Annotated in this window: 24 protein-coding genes; 2 read left to right on the forward strand and 22 right to left on the reverse strand. The window is 41.5% G+C overall.

Features of this window, described 5'->3' with window-relative positions; translation table 11 throughout:
* Positions 1–36 precede the first annotated feature (36 nt).
* Positions 37–1,797 (reverse strand): FAD-dependent oxidoreductase, encoded by a 1,761-nt coding sequence (locus DAHG_RS03975; RefSeq protein ID WP_022937032.1) that lies wholly within the window; start codon positions 1,795–1,797, stop codon positions 37–39.
* Between the two features lie 297 nt (positions 1,798–2,094).
* Between DAHG_RS03975 and DAHG_RS03980 the strand changes: the two genes are divergently transcribed.
* Positions 2,095–3,603 carry a hypothetical protein gene (locus DAHG_RS03980; RefSeq protein ID WP_022937033.1) on the forward strand — a complete coding sequence of 503 codons (1,509 nt, stop codon included), beginning with the start codon at positions 2,095–2,097 and terminating at the stop codon, positions 3,601–3,603.
* A 64-nt stretch (positions 3,604–3,667) separates the two neighbouring features.
* On the opposite strand, the gene DAHG_RS03985 is transcribed toward DAHG_RS03980, so the two are convergent.
* The 3 genes from DAHG_RS03985 to DAHG_RS03995 all read right to left on the reverse strand — a co-directional run bounded on the left by DAHG_RS03985 (position 3,668) and on the right by DAHG_RS03995 (position 7,529).
* The gene (locus DAHG_RS03985; protein WP_022937034.1) at positions 3,668–5,017 is read right to left on the reverse strand and encodes a family 4 glycosyl hydrolase; all 1,350 of its coding nucleotides are present in this window, start codon (positions 5,015–5,017) and stop codon (positions 3,668–3,670) included.
* Between the two features lie 21 nt (positions 5,018–5,038).
* Positions 5,039–6,598: a PTS transporter subunit EIIC gene (locus DAHG_RS03990; protein ID WP_205408097.1), complete on the reverse strand. Its 1,560-nt coding sequence runs from the start codon at positions 6,596–6,598 to the stop codon at positions 5,039–5,041.
* A gap of 103 nt (positions 6,599–6,701) precedes the next feature.
* On the reverse strand, positions 6,702–7,529 hold the full coding sequence (locus DAHG_RS03995) for a PRD domain-containing protein (RefSeq protein WP_022937036.1): 828 nt from the start codon (positions 7,527–7,529) through the stop codon (positions 6,702–6,704).
* 291 nt (positions 7,530–7,820) lie between these two features.
* Here DAHG_RS03995 and DAHG_RS04000 point away from each other — a divergent pair, with 291 nt between their 5' ends.
* Positions 7,821–8,312 carry a PTS sugar transporter subunit IIA gene (locus DAHG_RS04000; RefSeq protein ID WP_022937037.1) on the forward strand — a complete coding sequence of 164 codons (492 nt, stop codon included), beginning with the start codon at positions 7,821–7,823 and terminating at the stop codon, positions 8,310–8,312.
* 159 nt (positions 8,313–8,471) lie between these two features.
* Here the strand turns inward: DAHG_RS04000 and DAHG_RS04005 are convergent, their stop codons facing one another.
* The 18 genes from DAHG_RS04005 to DAHG_RS18730 all read right to left on the reverse strand — a co-directional run bounded on the left by DAHG_RS04005 (position 8,472) and on the right by DAHG_RS18730 (position 24,491).
* Positions 8,472–9,353 carry a ribokinase gene (locus tag DAHG_RS04005; RefSeq protein WP_022937038.1) on the reverse strand — a complete coding sequence of 294 codons (882 nt, stop codon included), beginning with the start codon at positions 9,351–9,353 and terminating at the stop codon, positions 8,472–8,474.
* Between the two features lie 70 nt (positions 9,354–9,423).
* Positions 9,424–10,317 (reverse strand): glycoside hydrolase family 43 protein, encoded by an 894-nt coding sequence (locus DAHG_RS04010; RefSeq protein WP_022937039.1) that lies wholly within the window; start codon positions 10,315–10,317, stop codon positions 9,424–9,426.
* Between the two features lie 98 nt (positions 10,318–10,415).
* Complete coding sequence (locus tag DAHG_RS04015; protein WP_022937040.1) at positions 10,416–10,691, reverse strand: cupin domain-containing protein; 276 nt, start codon at positions 10,689–10,691, stop codon at positions 10,416–10,418.
* 18 nt (positions 10,692–10,709) lie between these two features.
* Positions 10,710–11,213 (reverse strand): PTS sugar transporter subunit IIB, encoded by a 504-nt coding sequence (locus DAHG_RS04020; RefSeq protein ID WP_235696024.1) that lies wholly within the window; start codon positions 11,211–11,213, stop codon positions 10,710–10,712.
* Positions 11,214–11,225: 12 nt separating this feature from the next.
* Positions 11,226–12,086: a class II fructose-bisphosphate aldolase gene (locus DAHG_RS04025; protein WP_022937042.1), complete on the reverse strand. Its 861-nt coding sequence runs from the start codon at positions 12,084–12,086 to the stop codon at positions 11,226–11,228.
* Between the two features lie 12 nt (positions 12,087–12,098).
* The gene (locus DAHG_RS04030; protein ID WP_022937043.1) at positions 12,099–13,124 is read right to left on the reverse strand and encodes a serine aminopeptidase domain-containing protein; all 1,026 of its coding nucleotides are present in this window, start codon (positions 13,122–13,124) and stop codon (positions 12,099–12,101) included.
* A gap of 19 nt (positions 13,125–13,143) precedes the next feature.
* Positions 13,144–13,386, reverse strand: a complete 243-nt coding sequence (locus DAHG_RS04035; RefSeq protein WP_022937044.1) for a hypothetical protein — start codon at positions 13,384–13,386, stop codon at positions 13,144–13,146.
* Complete coding sequence (locus DAHG_RS04040; protein WP_022937045.1) at positions 13,383–14,015, reverse strand: dihydroxyacetone kinase subunit L; 633 nt, start codon at positions 14,013–14,015, stop codon at positions 13,383–13,385. Before DAHG_RS04040 ends, DAHG_RS04035 begins: the two co-directional genes overlap by 4 nt.
* 4 nt (positions 14,016–14,019) lie before the next feature.
* Positions 14,020–15,039 carry a dihydroxyacetone kinase subunit DhaK gene (locus tag DAHG_RS04045; RefSeq protein ID WP_022937046.1) on the reverse strand — a complete coding sequence of 340 codons (1,020 nt, stop codon included), beginning with the start codon at positions 15,037–15,039 and terminating at the stop codon, positions 14,020–14,022.
* A gap of 21 nt (positions 15,040–15,060) precedes the next feature.
* On the reverse strand, positions 15,061–16,689 hold the full coding sequence (locus DAHG_RS04050) for a PTS system mannose/fructose/sorbose family transporter subunit IID (protein ID WP_022937047.1): 1,629 nt from the start codon (positions 16,687–16,689) through the stop codon (positions 15,061–15,063).
* A gap of 57 nt (positions 16,690–16,746) precedes the next feature.
* Positions 16,747–17,145: a PTS sugar transporter subunit IIA gene (locus DAHG_RS04055; RefSeq protein ID WP_022937048.1), complete on the reverse strand. Its 399-nt coding sequence runs from the start codon at positions 17,143–17,145 to the stop codon at positions 16,747–16,749.
* Positions 17,142–17,720, reverse strand: a complete 579-nt coding sequence (locus tag DAHG_RS04060) for a hypothetical protein (RefSeq protein ID WP_022937049.1) — start codon at positions 17,718–17,720, stop codon at positions 17,142–17,144. Before DAHG_RS04060 ends, DAHG_RS04055 begins: the two co-directional genes overlap by 4 nt.
* Positions 17,721–18,016: 296 nt before the next feature.
* On the reverse strand, positions 18,017–18,775 hold the full coding sequence (locus DAHG_RS04070; RefSeq protein WP_022937051.1) for a DeoR/GlpR family DNA-binding transcription regulator: 759 nt from the start codon (positions 18,773–18,775) through the stop codon (positions 18,017–18,019).
* Positions 18,776–18,804: 29 nt separating this feature from the next.
* On the reverse strand, positions 18,805–20,223 hold the full coding sequence (locus DAHG_RS04075; protein WP_022937052.1) for a hypothetical protein: 1,419 nt from the start codon (positions 20,221–20,223) through the stop codon (positions 18,805–18,807).
* Positions 20,220–21,731 (reverse strand): hypothetical protein, encoded by a 1,512-nt coding sequence (locus DAHG_RS04080; protein WP_022937053.1) that lies wholly within the window; start codon positions 21,729–21,731, stop codon positions 20,220–20,222. Before DAHG_RS04080 ends, DAHG_RS04075 begins: the two co-directional genes overlap by 4 nt.
* A 203-nt stretch (positions 21,732–21,934) precedes the next feature.
* Positions 21,935–22,777, reverse strand: coding sequence for a MurR/RpiR family transcriptional regulator (locus DAHG_RS04090; RefSeq protein WP_022937055.1), 843 nt, complete (start codon positions 22,775–22,777; stop codon positions 21,935–21,937).
* Between the two features lie 74 nt (positions 22,778–22,851).
* On the reverse strand, positions 22,852–23,268 hold the full coding sequence (locus DAHG_RS04095; RefSeq protein WP_022937056.1) for a PTS sugar transporter subunit IIA: 417 nt from the start codon (positions 23,266–23,268) through the stop codon (positions 22,852–22,854).
* Between the two features lie 8 nt (positions 23,269–23,276).
* Complete coding sequence (locus DAHG_RS18730) at positions 23,277–24,491, reverse strand: mannitol dehydrogenase family protein (RefSeq protein ID WP_022937057.1); 1,215 nt, start codon at positions 24,489–24,491, stop codon at positions 23,277–23,279.
* Positions 24,492–24,496: the final 5 nt, after the last annotated feature.

The raw sequence follows: 24,496 nt of genomic DNA on the forward strand, positions 1-24,496 counted from the left end.
CTTTTCTTTAGCAGATTTATTATACCTTATTTTTAACTATTTTGCAGCATTGATACCCGCAATCCGTCCAAAACGTACAGCTGATCCGATAGCCATACCGCAGCAAGGATATTCAGTACCGAATAAGCCAGTAAAGGCAACCTCACCTGCCGCATACAGACCCTTGATCGGCGTATTATTTGTATCAAGTACCTGAGCTTCCACATCAGTTACCAGACCGCCGTAAGTTACCGTAACAACCGGTTTCATTTCGATAGCATAAATTGTACCTTCAAGAGCATTCATTTTATCAGCTGGTTTGCCGAAATCTTCATCATTGCCAGCCGCGCATAATTCATTGTAACGTGCTACTGCTGATGCGAATGTTGTAGGATCAACACCCATCAGTGCCGCTAATTCTTCCGCTGATTCAGCTTTTAATGTTGAATCTAAAGTCATTGCATATTGTACAGTTGGCGCTGGATCATTAGCACTTGCGATATACCAGCCAATCTTGCTGCCAGAGTTAACTAACGCTTCAGCTACATGATATTGATAAGTGAATTCATCAACAACACGTTCGCCTTTTTCATTTACGATTAAGCCTGCTTCTTCATTGATGCCGACACCGCTTGTAAAGCTTGTAAATACGATTTGTGTGCTTGGTGCATTGAAAATCTGCGCGCCGACAGCTTCACTCATAGTAAGACCATCACCGACATTACCTCTAGGAACTGAAGTTACATAGCCTTCAGCTGATGGATAACGAGAAATCATTTCTTTATTCTGCGCATAACCGCCAGTTGCGATAATTACTGACTTCGCGTTAACCGTTACCTTTGATCCGTCAGGCTTAACCCCAACAACACCTACAACATCACCATTTTCATTTGTTAATAACTCATTTGCTGATACATTATATTTAATTTCAGCATCAGTAGCCTGAACGGCCTTTACTAATGGTACAGTAATCAAACCGCCGTTGCCGTTTGTCATACCCGCTTTTTCAAGCGTATTGTGTACACGCCAAGGAGTAATTGATGAATGAATTGGTTCCACATCCTTAACAACTACGCCGTTATCAATCAGCCAATTAAAATCACCCAGCGCATTATCTGTAAATTCATGAAGCTTTTCATCATCGATCAGATCACCGCCGACACCCTTTAGATAATCATATAATGCTTCCGGTGTATCACCTTCAAAACCAGCAGCTTCCTGGAATTCAGTACCTGCTGCCAGTAATTTACCGCCGCTCAGTGTAGTCGCACCGCCTGGGATTCCTTGTTTTTCAAGAATAATAACCTTCGCACCGGCATTGGATGCTTCTAAAGCCGCACTCATACCCGCTGCGCCGGCACCTACGATAACAACATCAGCATCTAATGTTTCATCCTTTGCCGCTGCCTTTTCAACTTCCACTGCCTTTAACGCGTCAACATCACCGCCAGCTTGTTTTACCGCATCACCGACAGCACTCAAAATTGCATTACTCGTAATCGTCGCACCAGTAATTGCATCAATATTTAAGGATTGTGTTTCAAGAATCTTGCCTGGCAATGTTTCATAAGGTGTCATGTCTAATCCATAACCAACACCATATGTATCATTGGTAGTCGTAATTTCAATCTTCGTAATTTCGGAATCGCTGAAGGTTACATCAACATTCATGTCGCCCTTCATACCTCTGGATGTACCTGTAAAAGTACCTGCCGTATAACCTGCTTTCGGTTCTTCCGGCTTCTCTGCCGGTGTTGAACAAGCGCCTAAACTTAAGGCCATCAATGCTGAGATACCAACTAATATACCTTTCTTCATATGTCCCTCCTGAATTTAAGTGAACACGTTCACTGTAATATTATTATAGCAGTTGTTAATAAAAAAACAAGACCTTTTGTGATAGTTTTGTCAATTTTTTATTCATTAGCTTTTAATCTTGCGTTAACCTTCAAATAATCAGCCATTATTTTGTATTTTGTCATGAATCAGCAGCAATTTTGGAGGTATTCAGGTACTGTCGACAGCCTTCGCGCAACCCTTGACAATCCGTGATATGAATATTAGAATGAAATCAATCGACTATGTTTATCAAGCACACAGCTGGGAGAAAAAACTATGAACATCTTAGAACAGTGCCAGATTTGGCATGAAAACGATGAATATAATAAAATCATTGAAGCGATTGAAGCCTTGCCTTCAAATGAACGCACACCCGAATTAGACAGTGAATTAGCCCGAGCCTACAATAATTTAGCGTCCACTGAAGACCGTTCACTTTTTAAGAAAGCGATTGCGCTGCTGAAACAGCATGAAGAATATTTTAAAGGTGATCACTTTTGGAATTTTCGCATAGGTTATGCCTATTATTACTTAGATCAGGAATATAATGCACTGCCTTATTTTGAACAGGCGCTGGCAGCCCGTCCAAATGATGAGGATACACTGGCCTTTATCCGAAGCTGCCGCAAATGTTTGACAATGCCCCGCTTCCGCAAGAATTTCAGTCAGCGTACGGCTGAATGCTGGCAGGCATTTATTGAAGGTGAGGCTGAACTGCGCAGCCTGATGGATGTGCGTAATCGAGATGAGGTCAGTGAACAATTAATGGAAAAATGTCATGCCATTCTCTCATTAGCATTTGAGGATATCGCATTTGAACTAGGTTTTAATGGAAAGCAATATGAATTAATTCTCTCACCGGAAGGTAATTTCAGTACCTTATTCAAGCTAGTCTATTTTAAGCGTCAAGCACCATCATTGCCGCAATGGAATATCTGGGTAGGCAGACAGGCTGCCAATGGCTTTGCCCTGCGTTATGAAGATATTCAGATCAGCGCCGATGATGTACAGGTATGGGTTAATGTCACAGATAAAAGAAAAATTGACCTGACTTTATATTGTGAAGCTTTAGTAAAATTGCTTGAAGAGGATGAAGGCCGAGCTTGGTGGTTTTTATCCGTACTCACTGATCAGACGCTGGGTGAAATTAATGCTATGATGCTGATTGATGAGTTTGAAGTAATCGGCAAACCAAAAGCAGAAGCGGCTCATCCCCTTGCCAAGCTGCCGGATTTACTGACTGAAAAGGGTTTTGATTTACAGTTTGATGTTGAAGCCTATTTAGAAAGAAGCTATATCGGTTATCAGCTTGATCCGGATAATGACATGAAGGCAGATTGGCGTATGGATGTCTATGTTGGGTCCACCCGCTGTCCGAATTTGATCAATGAATATCTGAATCATGAACATCAGACAATGGATGCTTTCCATAAGGATGGTGCGGTACCTGGCTTCTTCTGTTACTCACTGGATGCCTTTAATGATGCGCCAAAGAATGCTGTACTTGATTTCAGAGATATGATTGAAGCCGCTATTTTAAAAAGTGCTGGTGAACATGCGGTTACCTTTACCGGCGGTGCGACCGGCATATACTGCGGTTATCTTGATTTTATCGCTTGGGATCTGCCTGCTGTCCTTGATGCTGCGCAGGCAGAATTTGAAGCCAGCCCAATTTCATGGGCAAACTTCCACGTTTTCCGCAGAGATGCCCAAACGATTTCCTTAATTGATAAAGAAAAGGCGGATGAAGACTCAGCGCCAACCAACAGCAAACTTCTGAGTTAACTATTTTCATATTAAAACAAAAGGTTGATTTTAAGAGTGTATCTCCTAAAACCAACCTTTTCGCTTATTTTAATTCAGGCCAGTAAGCCTTGTTTGCTTCGATCATCTCATCAAGCACTTCTTTAGCCACTTCAATTGACGGCACTGTTTTATTTAGTGCAAACGCCTGAAGCACTTTTGTATAAGAACCTTCGATTGCCCCTTCCACAAGCAGATGCTCACAAGCGTTCTGCTGTTCAATCATACCTTTATAGAAAGTGGAAATTGGTTCAATACCAATCAATTCAGGACCGTTCTTAGTGATCCATGCTGGTAATTCAATCATTGTATCATCCGGCAGATTTGGCACCTTGCCGTTATTTGGTTCAATGATGATGAATTTCTTCTTCTCATCACCTAAGAGTGCTACAGCTAAATCAGCGATGAAGTTTCCGTGCGCACCGGCATAGAATACCTTTTTATCTATTTCACCCGTTGCCAGATAACGGTCAACTCCTTCAAACAATGCCTTTTCACGAGTTTCCATTACTTCGTTAGCGCGTGTGTGATTCGGATCTGAATGTTCAACATTTTCCTTCGGGAATAAATAGTAAGTCAAATAAGTATTAGGAATATATTCCGGACATAATTCCATCAAACGGGCTGCGTTTGTCCATACCTTGATCCAAGACTGATTGGCATGACGATCCCCTGTTGCTTCATGCTTCTTAAGCGCCTCAATATGCTCCTTAGGCAGCAGGATACCATGTTCCTTCGCATAAGCACGGATTTCTGCCGCTACATCACGGCCTTCATATTCCATGCGGGTAAACCAGCCAAAGTGATTTAAACCAAAGTAATCAACATCAATGTTTGTGTAATCCTTAATACCAACGCATTTACCGATCATTTCAATAATTGCGATCGGCATATCACAGATATTGATAATCCGTGCATTAGGTCTCAGCTTCTGACAAGCGATTGCCACAATAGCTGCCGGGTTGGAATAGTTTAAAATCCAATGATCCTTTGCGGCATATTTCTCTACATCATCAATCATTTCAATCATTGGGAAAATAGTACGCAGACCATAAGCCATACCGCCGCAGCCGCATGTTTCCTGTCCTACAACACCATGACGCAAGGAAATTTTTTCATCCTGTTCACGCATTGCATATTTGCCGACACGCATTTGCGCAAAGATAAATTTCGCGTCTGTATAAGCTTCTTTTTTGTCTGTGGTAACCGTTAATTTGATCGGAGATTTCATATCCTTTAAAATCCAGTCAACAACAACACCCACCTTGCTTTGACGTTCTCCGTCAATATCATATAAACGAACTTCTGTAACACCTAATTCTTTTTGTCTTAATGCAATCGAAGTAACAATACCCGGCGTAAATGTGCTGCCGCCGCCTACAATAGTAATAATCATTTTAATTTCCACCTTTCTTTTTTATAATGACGCAAGCTTTTCATCAACAGCCTTGCGGATCTGCGGTACTTCCAAACCATAGATAATCTGTACATTATTGCCGCGTTTCACAATGCCGCTGTTTTTTGTTTCATTAATTTTCGCTTCATTCACTAATGCCATATCTGCCACATCAACACGCAGACGTGTGAAGCAGTTTTCTACACCCTTGATATTCGCTTTGCCGCCTAAGCCTTCGATAATCGCCATGATCTGTGCTTCAGCCATCGCACTGCCGGCAGCTGATGTCGATGCTTGTTCATTATTCTCCAGCACCTTTTCCTCACGGCCCGGTGTATGCAGCTTAAATTTCTTAATCAGGAATACAAAGACTAAGAAATAGACAACAATTTCAGCCGCAGCGATGAGATAGAATACCGGCCAGTTTGTTCTTTCCATACCGGCAGCCAGATTCATGACAAAGCCATTGATTAAACCAGTGCTCATCGCGTGAACATTAAATACTTTCAGCAAGGCTAAGAATGTACCGGCAATTACTGAATGCACAAGGAATAAGAGCGGCGCGGTGAAGGCAAACATGAAGTCGATCGGTTCCGTAATACCAGCCAGTGAAGCCGTCATTACTAATGGAATCAATATATTTTTAATATTCTTTTTATTCTCCGGATAAGCGGTAAAGTAGAAGGCTGCGCAGATACCGATATAACCAAATGTCTTCGCAAGACCCGTACCCATGTAATAGATTGAATCAGAGAATGGCACACCCATCTGCAGTTCAGTCATAACGATTGGATAAGCACCAACGACTGTTGTTTCACCTAATGCCAGCGTACCGCCAAGATCACCAAACTGGAATGGCGCGTAGACTAAATGATGAAGACCGGTTGGAATCAACAGACGTTCAAGCATACCATATAAGAATAAACCAAATTCACCTGAATTAGCGATAACCTGTGCTAAGGCTGTGATCACACTTTGTACAAATGGCCAAACATAAGTACAGCCAAAACCAAACAGAATTGAAACACCCACCATGCAGGCAAAACTGAAACGAGTTCCTGAATACATCGCCCAATAGCCTTTGAAGCGGGCTTCACATGTTTTATTAAATACATAACCAGTCAGACAGCCAAGAATGATACCGCTGAATACACCCATATCGGTAACCTGCAGCCCCAATACCGTTGATTGACCAGTACCGTAAAGGCCAAGCATCGCACTTGGTTCAGCCAACAAGCCGTTCGTTGACAAGGTTACATTATTAGCTGTCAGGAACATAATATATGCAAGCAGACCAACCATAGCCGCCTGATGCTTTTCCTTTTTAGCCAAAGCAGCCCCAATACCTACGGCAAAGATTAAACCGAGGTTATTGATAATTGCCATGATACATTGATATAGTAAATTACCCGCTAACTGAATCGGCGCTGCCTGTAATAATGTCAGCATGCCGGTAATTGTTGTGTTGGTCAGCAATACGCCGATAACCAGAATCATACCCGCTACTGAGATATAGCTGAGCGGCTGAACCATTGCTTTGGAGAATTTCTCCATTACTCCCATAATTTTGTCTTTCATCATTTTTCTCCTTTAAATAATGTTATAAATAAAATAAAGACCTATAAAATCCCCTTTTATAAAGGTTCATCTTATAGGTCTTGCCTGCTTATCAGTAACAATCCTTCTATTTTACTACTTTAAGCAAATGAATCATCAGATACACCTGCTCCTGTCTTGATAATGTATAATTAAATGTCTGTTCGATATAAGTAGTGACATTAATGATACAGTTCTTTAATCGGTCATCCTTTTTTATCAGCAGATCATACATATCCTCAACCTCATTCAGTTCACTGCTTTCACCTTGAAAGATACGCTGAGCCAAAAACTTTAAATGCGTCATTAATCTTGCCGCATCCAGCTGATCCGGATCAAGCTTAATATTAAATTCCTGACGAATCACATCAAGCACACCTTTAGTAAACAGCAGAATACTTGTAGTTTTATCGGTTGTACTCTGCATTGTCGCATTGACGATATGCATCGTAATATAACCCGCTTCATCTTCATCAAGGCGGATGCCGGTAATCTGTTCAATAATATTCAATGACCAAAGCGCAAGCTTATATTCATCCCGATACATCGTTCTGATTTCACTGATCATCAGATTGGGAAGCTGTACTCCCTCCTGCTGACGCTGAACAGCGAAGTAGATATGATCAGTGAGCGCGATTACGATCTGATTGCTGAGATTCACATGCAGCTGTTTCTTAACCTCTTCCATAATCATTTCAGCAATTTGGAAATACTCAATCGGTGTCTGATCAAATAATTCATTAAACTTACTCATATGTTCATCAAGGATATAATACATCCGTTCAATCTTTTCCGCATCAATCGTATCACCGGGTTTCTTTTGAAAACCAATGCCGGCACCTTGAGCGATCGCATCTTTATTATCGTCGGTTCTAGTGGCCACTATGTTGTTATTGAATACACGAAGTACTTTCATACAAATCTCCCTCCGATAAATAAAAAAACCAAACAAAAAAGTAGTATACCTTCATGTTCGGTCTTGCCTGCTTAACAGTAACAATCCTTGATTACGGTTTGATTATAGCCAATCCAATCTCGTTTGTCAACGCTTTCAGGAAAAATATTTATTTTTTTGATTTTAAGCTTTTAGGGGTTGACAAACACGTTTGAAAAATTTAAGATAGTGGCAACAATGTTACTGTTAAATCAGGCATGAGTTCTATTTCTTTGATAGCGCTCATGCCTTTTTTAACCCTAGGAGGAAAATATGTTCAACTTTTTAAAAAAAGAAAAGAATACGGTTAAGACACTGACAGCGCCGGTAGATGGCAAGGTGATTGATTTAAGTGAGGTTGATGATCCAGTCTTTGCGCAGAAGATGATGGGTGAAGGGATTGCGATCATTCCAGATGGCAATATCGTTGCGGCACCAGCGGATGGCACAATCGTATTAATACCGGAAACAAGACACGCGTTTGGTATGAAGCTGGCAGACGGCTTGGAATTGCTTGTGCATATTGGTTTGGATACAGTAAATCTGGGCGGTGAAGGCTTCAGCGCACTTGTGGATGTAAATACAGAAGTAAAAGCTGGTGATCCAATCATCAAGGTTGACACTGATTTTGTTAAGTCAAAGGGTATCTCACTAACGACGCCGATGATTATCATGAATCACAATGATTATGAACTGACAGCATTTCATACCGGCGGCCAAGCTAAAATGGGGGAAACTGTGCTGATTGAATATACAAGTAAATAAAGCCTAGGCCTCATGAATGTAAGGCTTTTATTGATTAAGAATCAACAGAATGTTACTATTCAAGGTAATGCTTACAGCTTTAACGCAAAAGGTGAAATGATTGAATAAATCAAAAAGAAGGTTTCAGCCATATAACAGGTTGAAACCTTTTTGTTTATATTACAGCGCCTTTTCTACCTCATCCAAGGTTGGAATTGAATTACCCGCGCCATGTCTGCCGATAACGATTGAGCTGGCAGTCGATGCCATGTTCAGGCATTCCTTTACTGACTTACGGCTCATGATGCCATAGATAAAGTAACCGGTAAATGTATCGCCGGCACCCACAGTATCCACAACCTCTGTTTTAATCGCCGGTTCATAGACATATTGATTTTCATCAGCATAGACAGCCCCGCGTTCTCCCAATGTCAGAATCACCTTGATTGCCGGGTATCTTTCCAAAATCAGCCGTGGAATCTCTTTTTCATTATCAGAACCGCTCAGCTGTCTTCCTTCTACCTCATTAATAAACAAATAATCAATCTTATCCATCGGCAATGTCTCAATCACATGATTATACGGCGAAGGATTAAACACAATGATCAAACCGGCAGCCTTAGCTTTTTCAATAATTAAATGAAGGTTGTTAATTTCATTTTGAATAACCAGAATATCTCCCTTTTCAAAATGCGGCAGCACTGAATCAATATATGCTTCACTGATATGCTCATTGCAGTTGCCGCTGACAATGATTGCATTATTGCCTGCCTTATCCACCTGAATAATTGCCTGCCCGCTGTCTTCATCGACATGGTTCAGCAGTGATATATCAACATTGCCGCTTTTCAGCGTATCAGCTAATACCTGTCCATTTCTTCCTAGATTGCTGGCAATATAGACTGGCAGTCCGGTTTTGGCAAATGCCATTGCCTGATTCAACCCCTTACCGCCTGCTGAGATTTCACAGCCGGAAGCGCAGATTGTCTCGTTTGGCTGCACGATATGCTCCAGCTTATAAATAGTATCAATATTTAATGATCCAAATACAAGTACTTTCATGATTCTTACTCTCCTACGTTCTATAACTTGATTATACCCTATATTTAATGAAAAAGCGCAAATGATTTATTTAAAATTGATCCTGCCAGATTACCTCAATGCCATCTTCAGTAAAAGTGATTGGCAAAAAGCTGTACCCTGAATGCTGCAAATCATCAGGCTGCCAATGATCAAGCATAAGTATATACTGCCCATCGCTTTCAAACACATAAGATGCCTGAGCATTAAATGTTTTGCGGTAATTCTTGCCTGAGCATGGATTGTCAATCAGCTTCCAGCCGCTGTACAGATGGTTTGATTTAGCATAAAGCGCTGCGTTGGGATGCCAGCCAGTACAGCCTGAGGTAATCATGTAATAGGTATCAGCTTTCTTAAAGAGTATCGGCGCCTCGCGTTCCTGATCGATGAGCGCCGAAGTATAAAAACCGGTGACATCATCATAAGCGTCATTTAATTCCGCCAGTACCATCGTTTTATTGTAATTGGAGCTGTGAATTAATACCGCTTTGCCATTTTGATCTTTAAACAATGTCATATCCCGGCTGTCAAGGCGATTGGGCTGCATAAATCTGACATCATGAAAAGGTCCCTGCGGATGCTTAGAACGGGCAACACCTACACCCGCGTAATAATACTGTGCATCATCCGCATGAAACCAAAGCAGATATTCATCATTCAATTCATTATAGATGACCTTGGGACGCTCACAAACACAGCTTGGATGAAGATAATTATCAGCCTGCTCATCAGCGGATAATGCCAATCCCTCATATTTCCACGTATGCAGATCAGTCGATGAGTAACAGGCAATGCCAATGACATCAACGCGTGTTTGATGAGGGCAGTTATCAGCTCCCTTATGCTCACCATACCAATAATAACGGTCTTTAAACTTTGCGATCATGCCTCCATGCGCCTGAATTGGGTTGCCGTCCTGATCCAGCCAAAGCGTTCCATTATGCATATAAGATCCTCCTGCTTTTTTATTATTTTATCATATGCGACAGCCTCCGAAAAGAAAAACAGTCCTAGCGCTGATCCGCGATAGAACTGTCTTTTAGCTTATTTCATATCAAAGATATAATGCTTTTTAATTTTCTTTTCAACACACCAGATGCAGTCCATATTCGGCTGGAAAGTAACCAAATCCCCGGCTGCGAAGTGATAGCGGATGCCATCTTGAGTCTGCACATAGGCTTCCCCTTCAATGACTAAACATGTTTCTTCACGCTCATCATAGCTGGCTTCCCATGTTTCCGGCTCATGTTCCCATGTCGGCTGTGCCAGCAGCAATGCCTTTTGTTCCTCAGTGGGTTTTCTAACAAATACAGGTTTCATATAGTTTCCTTTCTTCCCTTATAAATTCGGATAATGCTTCGCCTTAACATCCTGCCACGAAACTTCCTTATCATCAGGAACCGGCTGAAAATATGCCTTTAAACCTGCTTTGGCCATTTCGTTCATCATTCGCGCATCCTCATCGTCAAAGGAAATCGGGCCCATGACAATCTTGCGGCCAAAACCGCCGCCGATGCCGCCAACCTGCAGCTCAGGATAATTAAAGCCTGCCATATAAGCGCGGTAAGCATTGGGAACATCTTTAAAAAGAATGAAAATCGGTTCAACCTCCCCAAGCTGATTCGCCTGCCAGCGTCTGCCGGCTTCTTCACAGGATATGGTTTCTAGTTCAACACCTACCGGACATGCCATTGAGAATAGCTGAGAGAGAAATGGATCTTTCGCAGACTGATCATCAATAATATATACTTTTTTACTCTTTGTACGGTACAGCCATTGTGTACATACCTGCCCGTGAATTAATCGGCTGTCGATTCTAACTAATCCGATCTTTGCCATCATAATGCCTCCTTTTTAGTCAGTGATTTTGAGCCAGTTCTTCCCTACCGAACCAGTTACTTTCATATAGTCCATCACTCTTTCTTTATAACCAGCCCACATAATATCACCCGCCATACGAGCGCCGATATTTTCTTCTGGATAACGGCCGTCCTCCATCAGCAGCTGTAAGCCATAATTATAAGCATCAGTTCCCATATTTACTTTTTGAGTGCCAATCTGACAGCATTTCGCGATATTATCAAAACCGGAGAACGAACCACCGTGGAATACTAATGGCACATCAACCAGTTCTTTAATTTTCGCAAGCCGCTCAAAGTCAATTTCTGGTCCCTTATTCGTATATTCACCATGAGCTTCACCAATTGATACCGCTAAGCAGTCACAGCCAGAGGCTTCCACAAAAGCTTTTGCCTTCTCAGGATCGGTCAAAAATTCCTCACGTTTTTCTTCATAATCACAGCCATCAGCAATCTGTCCAAATTCTGCCTCAACCGTAATTCCCAATGGTTCACAGATTCGTTTAAAATAAGCGACCTCTTTCGCATTTTCCTCAAACGGCAATGCTGAACGATCCACCATGATACCGGTAAAACCGCCGTATATAGCTTTTACGCATGCCTCAAATGTATCGCCATGATCAAGATTCAAGGCTACCGGGATACGAACCTCATTGGCTAACTGGGTAACGATTCGGCCGAATGAAACCAGATCCTTGTGATTGCCTGGCAGTACATCGATAATTACCGGTGAATCCAATTCTACCGCTGCTTCAAGGCAGGCTCTGACTGAATCTTCATTAAATACATTCGGGGCTAGAACCCCATAACCGCCTTCTTTGGCTTTCTTCATAATCTCAAGCATTGATACTAACATTTTGATTTCCTCCTAATTGCTGTTTAGCTTTTTTAATCGTTCAAATGGTTCCCGCTGCGCTCTGACACAGTTATTCAAAAACAGCAGCAGATCTTTAATAGCAGCCGATGAATCCTTGTCAAAAAATAAATCATGACGGCTGTTGGCATAATATTTATAGAAAATATTCTGAGCCGAAGATGCTTTTAATTTGATCAGCATCGAATCAATATTCTTCGTATAATTAGAAATAGGATCAAGCATACCCGCCATGATATACAAAGGCAGATACTTAGGAAAAGCAGCCGTCCATGTTTCAAGATCAATCAGCATCTGCTGATTCAGCAGTTCAGTATAAGCCCGTACTGTATACTCAAAATTACAAGCACTGTCGTTATTGATTTTCCTTAATTCCTGACGTTTGCTGCTGCGGTAGGCGTGTGTGTCCTTTTCACCTTCAAGATAAATTTGCTTATTTTCTTCAAGCAGCGCTTTTAATTCTGATGCGTAAGAGTTCTTGCCCTTTTCCTTCATTGCTTTTCTACATGCCATGGCTGATCTGCGCGGGTGAGCGGGAAAACCTTCATCACTGCATAAAATCAGCGCATTGACATCTTTGTATTTCATCATGTAATTCCTAGCCAGCACACAGCCAAAGCCAATGCCCAGCATGCCATGCAGAATCGGTTCTACGGCATGGGTAACCGTCTGGCTGCCTTTTTTATCTGACTGATTGACCGCGATCGTTGCCGGTATTTTTTTGAAATCATTGAATACATAGAGAAAGAGTTGGTGAATATCCTCAATAAGCTGCCATGAATGATTCACCTCAATGACACCCAATGATGCTGCTGTTTTCCCATGACCGAGCAAATCGCAGCCAAATGATAGATAACCATCATTGGCTAGCTGTTTCATTAGATCACAATAACGAGAAATATGGTCATAGCGATCATGAATAATCTGTATATAGCCGCGGATCGATGAATCTGGATAGCAGACAAGACCATAAACCGTATCCGTCTGATTAGCGCTTGGATAGCGATATTCTTTAAACATGATCTTGCCTCCTTATGAATCAGCGGCTTGCTTTTGGCCGCTTAGCCCTGTGTTCTTTAATATCATGAATCAACAGAAGGGCAAAGAACAGCAGCAAACTGCCAAGCATTAAGCCATTCTCCGTAAATGCGTTCTGATTCGGCGAAGATGAGCTGACGCTCTGTCCCAGCGTTGTGGTTAAACCTTGGGTCATGAACCAGTAGATTGCTAGCGTCAGTCCTGCCAGCTTCATGAGCCAGATAATTTGTTTCTTTCTGATCATTGCTGTTCACTGGCTATTGTTTTCAACAGCCCCTCAATATAGAGCTTGGCAACGACGGTACCCGGATCAATGATGCCGATGCTGTCCGCTTTTCGAAAAGCCAGACGGCCATGCTTCGCTTCCATCTTGGCCGCGTCATCAACTCCCTGACAAGCTGCTTGGTATCCGGCAGTCAGAAAATCAATAGGTGCTGATGTTAAGTTATCTTCGATACTCCTAGCAGCCGGATAAATCGCGTCGAGGAAGGTTTTTTCACCTTCTTCAGCTTTACCTGTCTGTTTGACTCCGGCCGCCATCTCACGCACCAATAGCAGCAGTTCCTCATTAGCTAAAGCTGTTTTGCCCTTAAGCTTTTTGCCTATATTCATAAATCCTGATGATAACAAGGTACCCATCGAGGAAGAAGCCGCATTATTGAAGCATTTGCCTGCCTGATAAAACAGCTTGCCTAAATCAGTCTCCATGCTGTCATGAACAAATTGATCGGCAGCCTTAAACCCGTCACCCATTACAATCCCTAAATCACCGTCACCGCCAACCGAATCAAGCTCGGTCAGCGTTTCAATATTGGCCTGAAAAATCACATCCCATTGTGTAAACAGCTTTTCAATAAATGTTTTATCCAGCATAAGCTCACCGCCCAAATTGTTTAAACAGCGGTGTATCCGCCTGAGCATCAAGCAGCGGCTTGAGCTCATCATCCAGTTTAAACAGTGTGATCGACATACCCGCCATTTCCAATGATGTGGCATATTCACCGACATATGTTTTATATACTGATATTCCTGCTTTCGTTAACAATTCATTTACCTTGCGGTTAATCAGATATTGTTCTTCTAAAGGTGTAGCACCCAAGCCGTTGATCAAAACCGCGGCCTCATCCTGAGCATTCAGTTTTAAATCATCGATCAGTGCCGGCAGAATTTCCTCAACGATGGCATCCGCACTCAGCAAAGGTCCGCGGCGAAGACCGGCTTCACCATGGATACCCATGCCGATTTCCATTTCATCATCACCAATGGTAAAGCTGGGATGACCGATTCGCGGTACCGTGCAGGGGGTCAGTGCCGCTCCCATAGTAGATACCCGCTCACTGGCTTTTTTAGCCAGCCGTTCAACCTCATCCAACGGCAGCAGCTGATCGGCTGCCGCCCCGGCGATTTTGTAGACAAAGAAGATACCGGCTACTCCGCGGCGCACATTCTTTTCACCCGCTGCCGCTCTAGGCCCGGAAGCTGCATCTTCACCGGCAATGATTGATCGAACCTCAATGTCGGCTTCCATGTCAGCCATTTCCGCAGCCATTGTGAAATTAAAAATATCACCGTTATAATTTCCATAAATATAAAGCACACCGCTGCCTTGATCGATTGCCTTCGTCACATTCAGCATTTCATCAGCGCTTGGTGATTGAAAAACACCGCCGATGGCACAGCCGTCAAGCATGCCCTTGCCCACATAACCGAGAAACAATGGCAGATGACCGCTGCCGCCGCCGGTAGCTAATGCAACCTTGCCCGGCTTTTTATGAACCGCGCATAAACAGCGCAGATTGTTGTCAACCGGTTTTACATAATCAGGATGCGCCGCATAATAACCCGCCAGCATTTCTGGTATGAAATCCTCAGCCTTATTCATAAACTTTTTCATCATTTACACCTCCTTAACAATTTGCTATGCCAAAATACCTAAACCGCCTAATACGATAGAAAGTCCCAGCAGAATCAGTGTAGCCTTTAAGATATTGCCGCCTTTTTGCAGATATTTATAAATTCCAAATACCGCGCATAATGAAAGCAGACCCGGCGCGATGCCGTCAATCAATGTTTCCTGAAGACTTAAGAATTCACCGCCATAAGGAACATTTAAGCCTAACGCGACACTGACGTTCTCCGCAGCCATGACACCCATCACAAATAAACCAATAATACTGAAGAAAGTCACAATCTTTTGTACGGCACGGTTCTGCAAGATGCTGGTAGCTGATTTAGTACCCAGCTTATAGCCCAGATTAAACATGAACTTGCCTTCTGAAGTTAAAATGATATAAAGCAGTAAATCATAGACGATCGGCGCCCAGATATACCCCTTTTGCGCAAAGCCCATAAAGAAGGCTGCCATCAGCGGTTTAATCGTAGCGTAATTCAGCGTATCACCGATACCGGCAAAAGGCCCCATCATACCGGTTTTTACTGAGTTAATTAATTCACCGCTGATTACCTGTGTTTCATCATCACCCTCACGCAATGCACGGGCTCTTTCTTCTTCCATTGATACAACTACGCCTGGAATAATACCGCCGATCATATTCTCAGTAATAAAGAACTGCATATGACGTTTTAAACCATCAATCTGCGCGTCCTTATCATTCGGATATAATTCCTCAAGTGCCGGTGCCATAGTTAAGCACATACCTAATGCCTGAAGACGTTCAACATTATCCACATGACAGATATGCATCCGCCAGTTAAACCAAACCTTATTTAATGTCTTCTTACTTAACAGCCGTTCACCCTGTGATTCAGTGTTATTCAGACTCATTAAATCCGCAAATACATTGCCTGAATCATTGGCATCCTTCGTGAATGTCATATACAGCCATGCCAGGAAAATACCTAACAGACAGCCTGGAATTGAACTCAATCCTGAATATTGTGCGAAGAAGAAACCGGCAATAAAGAAAGGAATCAAATTACCCTTACCGATAACCATAATCGTCATCGCAAAGCCCAGCGCCGGCATCATGCCGCCGGCAACCGTAAACATATTTTCTGCCCAGGCCGGCAGACCATTTAATAAAATACCTAAGCTGACCGTTCCATATTTCAAAATTAAAGTCATTGGAATTAAGAAGATAACGGCTCTGATTAATGGTCCGTAAATTAATGATGTGCGCTGTAATCCGCTGATATCGCCTTGTTCGGCACATTTATCCGCATGGTGAACCGTCCACAGCATCGCAACACGTTTTACTGTATGAAGCTGAGCACAGATTAAAGCGGCAGCCGATGAGATAACCAGACCTTCTTCAAGACTGATACCCTGTGTAATAACCATGGAGGTCGTCACAACCCCCGCCGCGACCTTGTCGACCGGTAATGCCCCGCCTACTGCTGTTAATGCCAGATATAATGGCTGAATCGTACCGCCGACGATAACGCCTGTCGTAATGTCTCCCAAGATGAGACCCGTCAGCATTGATACGAACATCAGATCACAGAAACAGTACGTAAAGGGTACAAATATTTCCCCTGCGTCGAGCCAATACAATGCCGCAATCAGTATTGCTTGAACTAGTGTCATTTTATTCCTCTCCTTTCATAACACCTATTCTATAAGAACTTCATTTGACTAACTAAACTAGCAGTTTGGAATATATACCTCCTGTATCCCGTTTTTCCCGATTTCCGCTGCTTTCTTGCTTAGTTCTTCCAACGAAGCGTTCTCCATGGTAAGCAATAACTCTAAAACCATCCCTAAATTCAAACCTGTCACAACCCGATAATGCGCTTCCCTGAATGCCAGAATGCTTGAATTGCATGGACTCGCGCCGTACATATCCGCCAGAATCAGATAATCACCGTCAGGATCTTTTGCCAATACCGCTTTGGCCTCCTCGACAAACTCTGCCATCGACTTCTCCGCGCTCATGCATAATGTTTCAAGACTTTCCGCGGGGCTGTGTCCGGCGATCATTGCGATTGTCTGCTTATAGCTTTCGGCGAGTGTTCCATGCGTTGCCAGTATTAAATGTGTCATTTGTTATTTCCCTTTCTGTTTTTTTGAACCAAAATGGTTCCAACCATTACTGATGAAGTAAAGGTAACCAAAATCATTGCCAGTGAAAGCAGAAGCATTAATGTGCGGTTCCAATCAGTGATCATACGGAAATCATCAATGCTGATTTGCATCTCAAATAAATTCCAAATGAACAAAGAGCCAATAAGAATCGCGCCAATGATTCTCTTCACCAATACAGATGCCTCATTGTTGCTGAGCTTGTGCATCATTGATTCCTTTGCCGGCAATTCAAACCGATTGGTCATCGGCAGTTCCGGCAGGAAACGCTGATGATAATAAAACTGCAGCAGCACAAAGCAGATAAGCCCAATGCTGACAGACAATGGATAATTCGGCAAATAATAATAAATCAGAAAACCAACGGTAATCGGAATAATGAAACGGCAGCGAACCAGCTGGAATTTAAGCTGATTATTTTTATCCAATGTGTAAGCCAGATTTTTACGCTTATCATAGATATAAACCTTACCTGCATTATCCTTATAAAGATTACGTCCGATATTGGTTAAACGGCTTTGCATTTTTTGTTTCATGAGCTTATTTTAAGCACCCATCTGTAAGCGCTTTACTTCCTCCTGCCTTAGTAATATCATTTCAAAACTATTAAAGCAATACTTCTCCTATAAATCGATAGTTCAAAACATTTTTATCCTATTTCAATCAGTTTTATCCTTTTGTTTGTTTTGTTTCAAAAATATTATCAGAACATTAATATGGTTAATATTAACACCATTACTGATAAATGATAACCAGCTTTCAGCCTGATGCTGCCAAAACGAAAACATAAAAAAAGAATGTACATTCGCTGTACATCCTATCCTACTCTTATCTACTCACTGCCAACTTCAATCACCGTAGTATTGATCTTGCCTTTAAGCTGATCAGGCACCTTATCCGTAACCAGTAAATCAAAATCGGAAAATTGCGCATACTGAAATCTAGCCGGCCTTGTAAATTTACTGGAATCCATTATCAAAATATTACGTTTGCTGCGCTTCATCACCGCCATGTTGGTAAACACCGCATCCTCAGTTTGGGTTCCCGGCCCGTCAAGTCCCTCGCTGCCATCTAAGCCGAAAATAGCTACATCAAAGGAGAATTTACTGATCATATCCGTTACAAAATGACCCTGAGTTCGTTTGCCTGTTTTTGAATAGGAACCGCCCAGCATGATGATTTCATGCTTGCTTTCAGCAGCAATACTGACCATATCGAAACAATTTGTAATCAGCAGCAGGTTTTTCTTCAGGCAGATCAGCCTTCCTAATGGCAATGCGGTGGAGCTTGGATCAATAAAGACAACATTATCGTTATCAATATAATTGATTACCTTGGAACAGATCAATCGTTTAATATCCATTTTCTCCTGAGTTCTAATATTCAGCGGAATATCGACATTAGAATTTCTGAGCACGGCTCCGCCATGGGTTCGAAACAGAAAACCTTTATTCTCCAAAAAGCTGAAATCTTTGCGAATCGTTTCCGGTGTCACATCTAATACTCTGGCAATTTCATTCACACTTGCCCGCTCATAAGCCAGCAAATATTTTCTGATTTCCTCATGTCTGCGTTCTGTACTTTTTTCCATAAGCTGCCTCTTTTCATTTTAAAAGAAATTTAATAATCTACAACAAATTCATCATAGCGATCAAACACACCTTGATTTTTAATCAGGATTGGCAAGACCAGCTGTCCTTGATCATTAATTGTGTAGTGCGTGGTTGTGACCCTGTATTCAGGTTGTATATATGAATCAATACTCCATTCAATTTCCACATAGCAGTCACCCTCATCCATCATTTCCTCATAGACACCAGAACAAACACCAATATTTTTCTGTGCCATATATTGTCTGATGGTTTGGTTGGGATCGCCGCTAAAAGCCTCAGCATTAATATCATTATCAGACAAGGTAAGGCCCGTTTCCTTGACAAAGATAAACTGTTTTGGTCTACTGCCTACAAATGGAAACACCAGTGAAATCAATTGATTATTTTCTCTGAGCTGATAATCGCGGTGTACATCTGTCCAATTAAATTTAAAAAACATAACCTCATTAAACAATTTAGCGGCAGCATGCTCTGCATCCAATGCCAAATGATACGCCCGATCATCATGTACTTCAATAAACTGATCCACTGTAATCGGTGATGTTTTTACATAGTTAGAATTAGCTTCTTTGATTACCTTGCTCGTCATTTCATTTTTATTTACTTCAACTAGTTCGGCTTCATCCATATGATAAAGCATAAAGGATAAAACTTCCAATCCCCGCAAAGATTGATGCCGATCTTTTTTTCTATACATTTGCGGCAGCAGCTGGGTATTGCCTAATGAATTTGATTTAAACCGCAGACAACATACAATGCCATTTTTTTCCGCAACTGCGAAATAATCATTTTCAAGGAATTCAGCATCCGTATAAGTTTCATCATATTGCTGGGTATTTTTTAATAACTCAGCCTCGCTCAGCCAATGATCAGCATCCGCATATTTCACTAATCCTTCTTCGATCGGGCCATCAATCAAACCTCTTCTGCCATGCCATTCTTCCATGCTAGTTAGCTTATAACCTGTATCAATAATTTCATCAGCATTTTCTATTACATAATTATAAAGGGTATCTTCCTCAACCTTAAAGGCTAGGTTGTACTCATTAACACTATAATAAACAGCATCGTCATCAGAAACATCTATATAGCTTTCCATGATATATGTTTCACCATTCTTATCCGTCAGCTGATAAATAATATACAAACTATCTTCCGGCCGTTGATAAAAATAACCAGTATCCATCCCTTGTAAAGTTGTCATAACCATATTTAAATGCTCAGAATCGTTGAGTCTATATTCGACAATACCATCACTATTCATCACATCCGCAACCACTTCACTCAACGCTAAGGTCTGATAGAAATCAAATATTTCATCAGGGGTTGAATGATCATAATCATAGGTAATCGCAGGTTCTTCCAGCTTTGGTTCTGCCTTACAGCCGCCGATAACTAATAGGATACAAAGACATAACTTTTTCATTCTGCACCCTCCTCACTGGCATCCGCAGGTGTACTGACATCTGTATTAGTTGAAGCATCACTCATTGTCGATGATTCAGGTTCTAAGTCAAGATCCGTATCCGCAGCTGGCGATGAATCCCCTTCACTCGCAGCATCACTATCCGTTGCCGGCTCTTCTTCAGGCGCTGCCAACTTGTTTAAATATTTAAATGAATTGATGCGGATACCCTCATCAGTTTCCTCTAATACAATTCTGACTTGTTTAAAATGTTCTTCATTCCCTATAACGTTATCATAAGCTTCACCTAAATCATTTTTATAAACATAAAATAGTTCATTAAAGGAATGAGAATTTTTACCATCATCAGGTGACTCTATGCTGCCTGTATAAATCAATAAATCATAAGTACGCTGATTACCATTGACCGCTTCTTCAAATATCCAGCCGGTTTCCAAAGTTGCGAAAAAATACTCATAAGGTGTATGAATATCACAGAGCTTTAATTGCGGACTGTGATTGACGGTAAACATCGGATAATCAGCAAGATGTTTTTCAGTAATAACCGGCATTGTAAAATCCTGACTGAATAAAACTTTGCCTGCCTTTTCTATCATCGAATAAGTCACAAAGCGATCCGGCTGCAGGGAATGAACAGGCAGTACATCTTCATCCATGTTTATAGTAACACTATCCCCCTGCGGTCCATAATAAGTATACATATCAGACCCATAATTATTTCGCCGATAACCATTCTGAATCTGCTGCATCGCTAAGCCTGCCACAACCTTATTCCAATCTTGAATATCATGATAATCTGTAAATTCATCATTAATGTAGAATGCCATTTTTAGTGCCTGCAGCCATGGATCATTCTCAAAGTACCATGTATTGTAAGCTGTTGGTGAAAGATATTCCTCATTTCCAAAAGTGTATTCTTCCTGATAAGTATCTTCAAATTCAGCGGCTGGTGTTTCTGCCCATGTGCCCATATCAACCGTAATTTCATCTAAATCGATGGGTAAAACCGGCAACCCGGAATCGGTATGCTTTTTAAAGAAATCAAGCAAAACCATCTTTTCTTCGGTGAGTGCGCATGCGTTCTTCGTAAGACAAAAGCCATAATCATTCCCTTTAAATACAATAGGCTCTTTATCCTTCACGGTAACCTCAAAGGCAAAAAGCTGTCCATCAGGAAGGGTTTCAATATGATCTTTATTCACATCAACCTTAATTGTATCCAATAGCTGTTTAAACTCATTGAGGATGGATTCATCACTAATCGAATACTCCATCGCTGTTTCATTTTGTTCATCATTAAGAATAAAGCGCAGGCTGACAAGTTCATTAACGCGCAGATTATCGATTCGATTGCGGATTGCATACGTATCACCAAAACGTTTAGAACACCCATTTTTGATAAACATGGTGGATATTTCCGGTTTGATTACATCAGGCTGCTCTGGCTCACTTTGTTTGGTACACCCAAATAAAATCAACACAAGTAAGATTAATTTTGCTTTTCTCATTGTGATGCCCCCTTTACTATCATTTTATTTTTTATTTGATTGAATGTCCACATAAAGATCGTTGCTGCCGATAATATTTTAGAAGATTTAATATTTTGAATATGCATAAACAAAAGAAGCCGAATCATTGTGACTCAGCTTCCTAATCATTTAATAAATTCATTAAGAAATGTTGGCAATATACAGTCAGCTTTTAACCGACCCTATGCCTTATAGTTTAATTTTGTCTGGATCTTCATCATTGTAGAATGCATTTCAAAACGCTCAAAATCCTTCTTCAAAAGATTCAGATAAATCATATCAAAAACTGCCAGCAAGGAAGAACGGATCAAATTAGTTCTTAGGAAAGTGCGATTGCCATACTCTACTAATTTGAAATTAATATCAGAGAGTGCTTTAATTGTATTTTCAGATACTTTAGTAATTGATATTACCTTCATACCCCGCTTTTTGGCCAGCTTCGCAAAGTTTACCATATCCCTGGTTTCTCCGGATTCTGACAATACGATGATGACATCCTGATCATTACACTGATTCAATGCTGAATAGATCATTGTCGTATGGTCATGATGATAGGCATCCAAACCAATATAACTCAGCCGGTGCGCAAAGTAATCAGCAAAGCAATTATTACGGACAGAGAAACCGGCGATGATAATCTTACGCGCATTATAAAGGAAATCCACCGCCAGATCAACATCATCACTCTTATTCATATCAAAGGTCATGTCGAGAATCAGATTATACTGTTCCCGCAGCTTTTCCATTGTTTCAACGGTACTTTCCTGATCATCAATTTCAAGATCTACATAGGCATCTGGATTATCCATACTGATATCGGCAATCATCTTTTTATAATTGCCATAGCCAAGCTTTTGTGAAAAACGAATCACCGTTGACTGGCCGACACCTACCGCATCAGCCAACTCCTGTGAGGTAAGATTTCTGATTTCTTCCCTATGTTCCTGAATGTAGTTTGAAAGCTTCTCCTCTGAGAAGGTCAGACCGTCAAAAACCATTTTTAATTTGTTTGTATACGAGGACATCGCAATTGCCTCCATTCCCTATAAATCAAGCTTTTATCAAGGTTAGTGTAGCATAATAAGCAAAGTATTGTAAACTAAATGATTTCATCATCACTTTCATCAAAGCATAAATGGGTCTCCATCATGCCGCTTTTAGCCTCGTCAATCAACTGATCCAATTCACTCTGTGACAAAATGCCCTGATGCAGCAAAATACCAATCACCAGTCCCATATTCATACCATTTACTAAATGCACATTCTCACGTAGACTCAGACGGCTCACCGCATTGGACACACTGCCGCCTAATAAATCCGCCAAAATGATAAACTGTGTATCAGGTTGTGCATCAATCTTAGCCTCAATAGCTTCGGCAATCGTTTCAGGCATTTCACCCGGCTGCAAGCCATAACAGGTTAAATCCTTTGTTTCACCGATAATCATACCCACTGAATTCATCATACCCGCTGACAGATTACCATGTGAAATTAAGATTACTTTTTTCTTATCCATAATAGCTCCTATTCATCTAAGGGATTTTTACCCAATATTTCATAATATGCATTGAGAATCAATTGATAAATAATTGCGTCATATTCTGCCTCTAAATGCAGGGAGCAGCATGACTGAATCACCTGTTCAATGCCCTCATTTTCAATCCGCCTGCGTAATTCAACACTCTGTGGATCATGTTCATTATAATAGAAAAATCCATAAGCGAGACATTTAGTTATATAATAAGGCACAATACCATGCTTGATGCAGCAGAAGGCAGGTCCTAAGAAGCGGTCATTGCGGCCAAATTTACGAATTGGTTCACGCGCGATGCGGTGCAGGCTGTCCTGAAATTCTTCATTTCTGAAAATCGTGACCGTTTTCTTTGCTTCTTCATCACTGCGCGGCGGTAAATGGTACTCGGCAGCTACACCGTTGTATCCCTCTACCGCGGCATAATAGGCATAAAGTGATGCCTTGGGATGATGAGCCGCTTCATTGGTATATTCAATGCCGTCTTTTAAGGCTACAAAGGCCATTGAACATTGTACTAAATTACCAGTCCAAATCTTATAGACCATCGCCAGATCGAGATTCTTTTCTAATCGGAAGAACGCCGGCAGTTCTGCTTTTTCACGCAGTACAGGCAGATCCTCTACACGCAGTACCGGCTTATTATCGCCGATGATCCGATATTGATCTTCCGTTTTATGAGCCGTGTCCGGCAGCAGATTCTTACGGTTTACGATAGACATAATCAAACACATGGATGCCTCATAAACTGGAATTAATTCAGTATCTAATGCCTTGCGGATCAGCGTATCAAAGGTTTGATACAAACCGACATAATTGGCTCCCAGCGTAACTAACACCTTTTTATTCAGTTTTAAATCCGCAAGCCTTGCCACGGCTGCCGCCAGATCCTTGGCAACTTGTTTAAAGGCATCGGGTTTTAAAGCGGTCGCAACATAATCAGCGTTAATTATCGCATCGATATATTCATCATAATCGTTGACCGTATCCAACACCTTAAAATTTTCGATTCGCCGTTCCTGATTTTCATTGGTTGACAGGTCAGTCATCTGCACCGTGTAATAGTTCTGTTTCCGCAATCCTTCAACTAACTGTGTGTCATTATCCGCAAAAATCAGCTGCCAGCCATCGCGGTCAAACAATTCACCAAGCATTCCACGGCCGCTGCGGCCGGCGCCGATAATCAGCACGCATCCTTTTTTATCCATAGTCA

Origin of the sequence: Dielma fastidiosa (assembly GCF_000313565.1) — a bacterium.
In the GTDB taxonomy this organism is placed as follows: Bacteria; Bacillota_I; Bacilli_A; order Erysipelotrichales; family Erysipelotrichaceae; genus Dielma; species Dielma fastidiosa.

Coding starts and splice junctions, on each gene's coding strand:
- DAHG_RS18730 (WP_022937057.1), bottom strand. CDS start 24,491: ATGGATAAAAAAGGATGCGTGCTGATTATCGGCGCCGGCCGCAGCGGC.
- DAHG_RS04025 (WP_022937042.1), bottom strand. CDS start 12,086: ATGTTAGTATCAATGCTTGAGATTATGAAGAAAGCCAAAGAAGGCGGT.
- DAHG_RS04005 (WP_022937038.1), bottom strand. CDS start 9,353: ATGAAAGTACTTGTATTTGGATCATTAAATATTGATACTATTTATAAG.
- DAHG_RS04075 (WP_022937052.1), bottom strand. CDS start 20,223: ATGAAAAAGTTATGTCTTTGTATCCTATTAGTTATCGGCGGCTGTAAG.
- DAHG_RS04000 (WP_022937037.1), top strand. CDS start 7,821: ATGTTCAACTTTTTAAAAAAAGAAAAGAATACGGTTAAGACACTGACA.
- DAHG_RS04090 (WP_022937055.1), bottom strand. CDS start 22,777: ATGTCCTCGTATACAAACAAATTAAAAATGGTTTTTGACGGTCTGACC.
- DAHG_RS03995 (WP_022937036.1), bottom strand. CDS start 7,529: ATGAAAGTACTTCGTGTATTCAATAACAACATAGTGGCCACTAGAACC.
- DAHG_RS03990 (WP_205408097.1), bottom strand. CDS start 6,598: ATGATGAAAGACAAAATTATGGGAGTAATGGAGAAATTCTCCAAAGCA.
- DAHG_RS04020 (WP_235696024.1), bottom strand. CDS start 11,213: ATGATGGCAAAGATCGGATTAGTTAGAATCGACAGCCGATTAATTCAC.
- DAHG_RS04040 (WP_022937045.1), bottom strand. CDS start 14,015: ATGCTGGATAAAACATTTATTGAAAAGCTGTTTACACAATGGGATGTG.
- DAHG_RS03975 (WP_022937032.1), bottom strand. CDS start 1,797: ATGAAGAAAGGTATATTAGTTGGTATCTCAGCATTGATGGCCTTAAGT.
- DAHG_RS03980 (WP_022937033.1), top strand. CDS start 2,095: ATGAACATCTTAGAACAGTGCCAGATTTGGCATGAAAACGATGAATAT.
- DAHG_RS04035 (WP_022937044.1), bottom strand. CDS start 13,386: ATGATCAGAAAGAAACAAATTATCTGGCTCATGAAGCTGGCAGGACTG.
- DAHG_RS04070 (WP_022937051.1), bottom strand. CDS start 18,775: ATGGAAAAAAGTACAGAACGCAGACATGAGGAAATCAGAAAATATTTG.
- DAHG_RS04010 (WP_022937039.1), bottom strand. CDS start 10,317: ATGCATAATGGAACGCTTTGGCTGGATCAGGACGGCAACCCAATTCAG.
- DAHG_RS03985 (WP_022937034.1), bottom strand. CDS start 5,017: ATGATTATTACTATTGTAGGCGGCGGCAGCACATTTACGCCGGGTATT.
- DAHG_RS04055 (WP_022937048.1), bottom strand. CDS start 17,145: ATGACACATTTAATACTGGCAACGCATGGAACACTCGCCGAAAGCTAT.
- DAHG_RS04080 (WP_022937053.1), bottom strand. CDS start 21,731: ATGAGAAAAGCAAAATTAATCTTACTTGTGTTGATTTTATTTGGGTGT.
- DAHG_RS04015 (WP_022937040.1), bottom strand. CDS start 10,691: ATGAAACCTGTATTTGTTAGAAAACCCACTGAGGAACAAAAGGCATTG.
- DAHG_RS04050 (WP_022937047.1), bottom strand. CDS start 16,689: ATGACACTAGTTCAAGCAATACTGATTGCGGCATTGTATTGGCTCGAC.
- DAHG_RS04045 (WP_022937046.1), bottom strand. CDS start 15,039: ATGATGAAAAAGTTTATGAATAAGGCTGAGGATTTCATACCAGAAATG.
- DAHG_RS04095 (WP_022937056.1), bottom strand. CDS start 23,268: ATGGATAAGAAAAAAGTAATCTTAATTTCACATGGTAATCTGTCAGCG.
- DAHG_RS04030 (WP_022937043.1), bottom strand. CDS start 13,124: ATGTTTAAAGAATATCGCTATCCAAGCGCTAATCAGACGGATACGGTT.
- DAHG_RS04060 (WP_022937049.1), bottom strand. CDS start 17,720: ATGAAACAAAAAATGCAAAGCCGTTTAACCAATATCGGACGTAATCTT.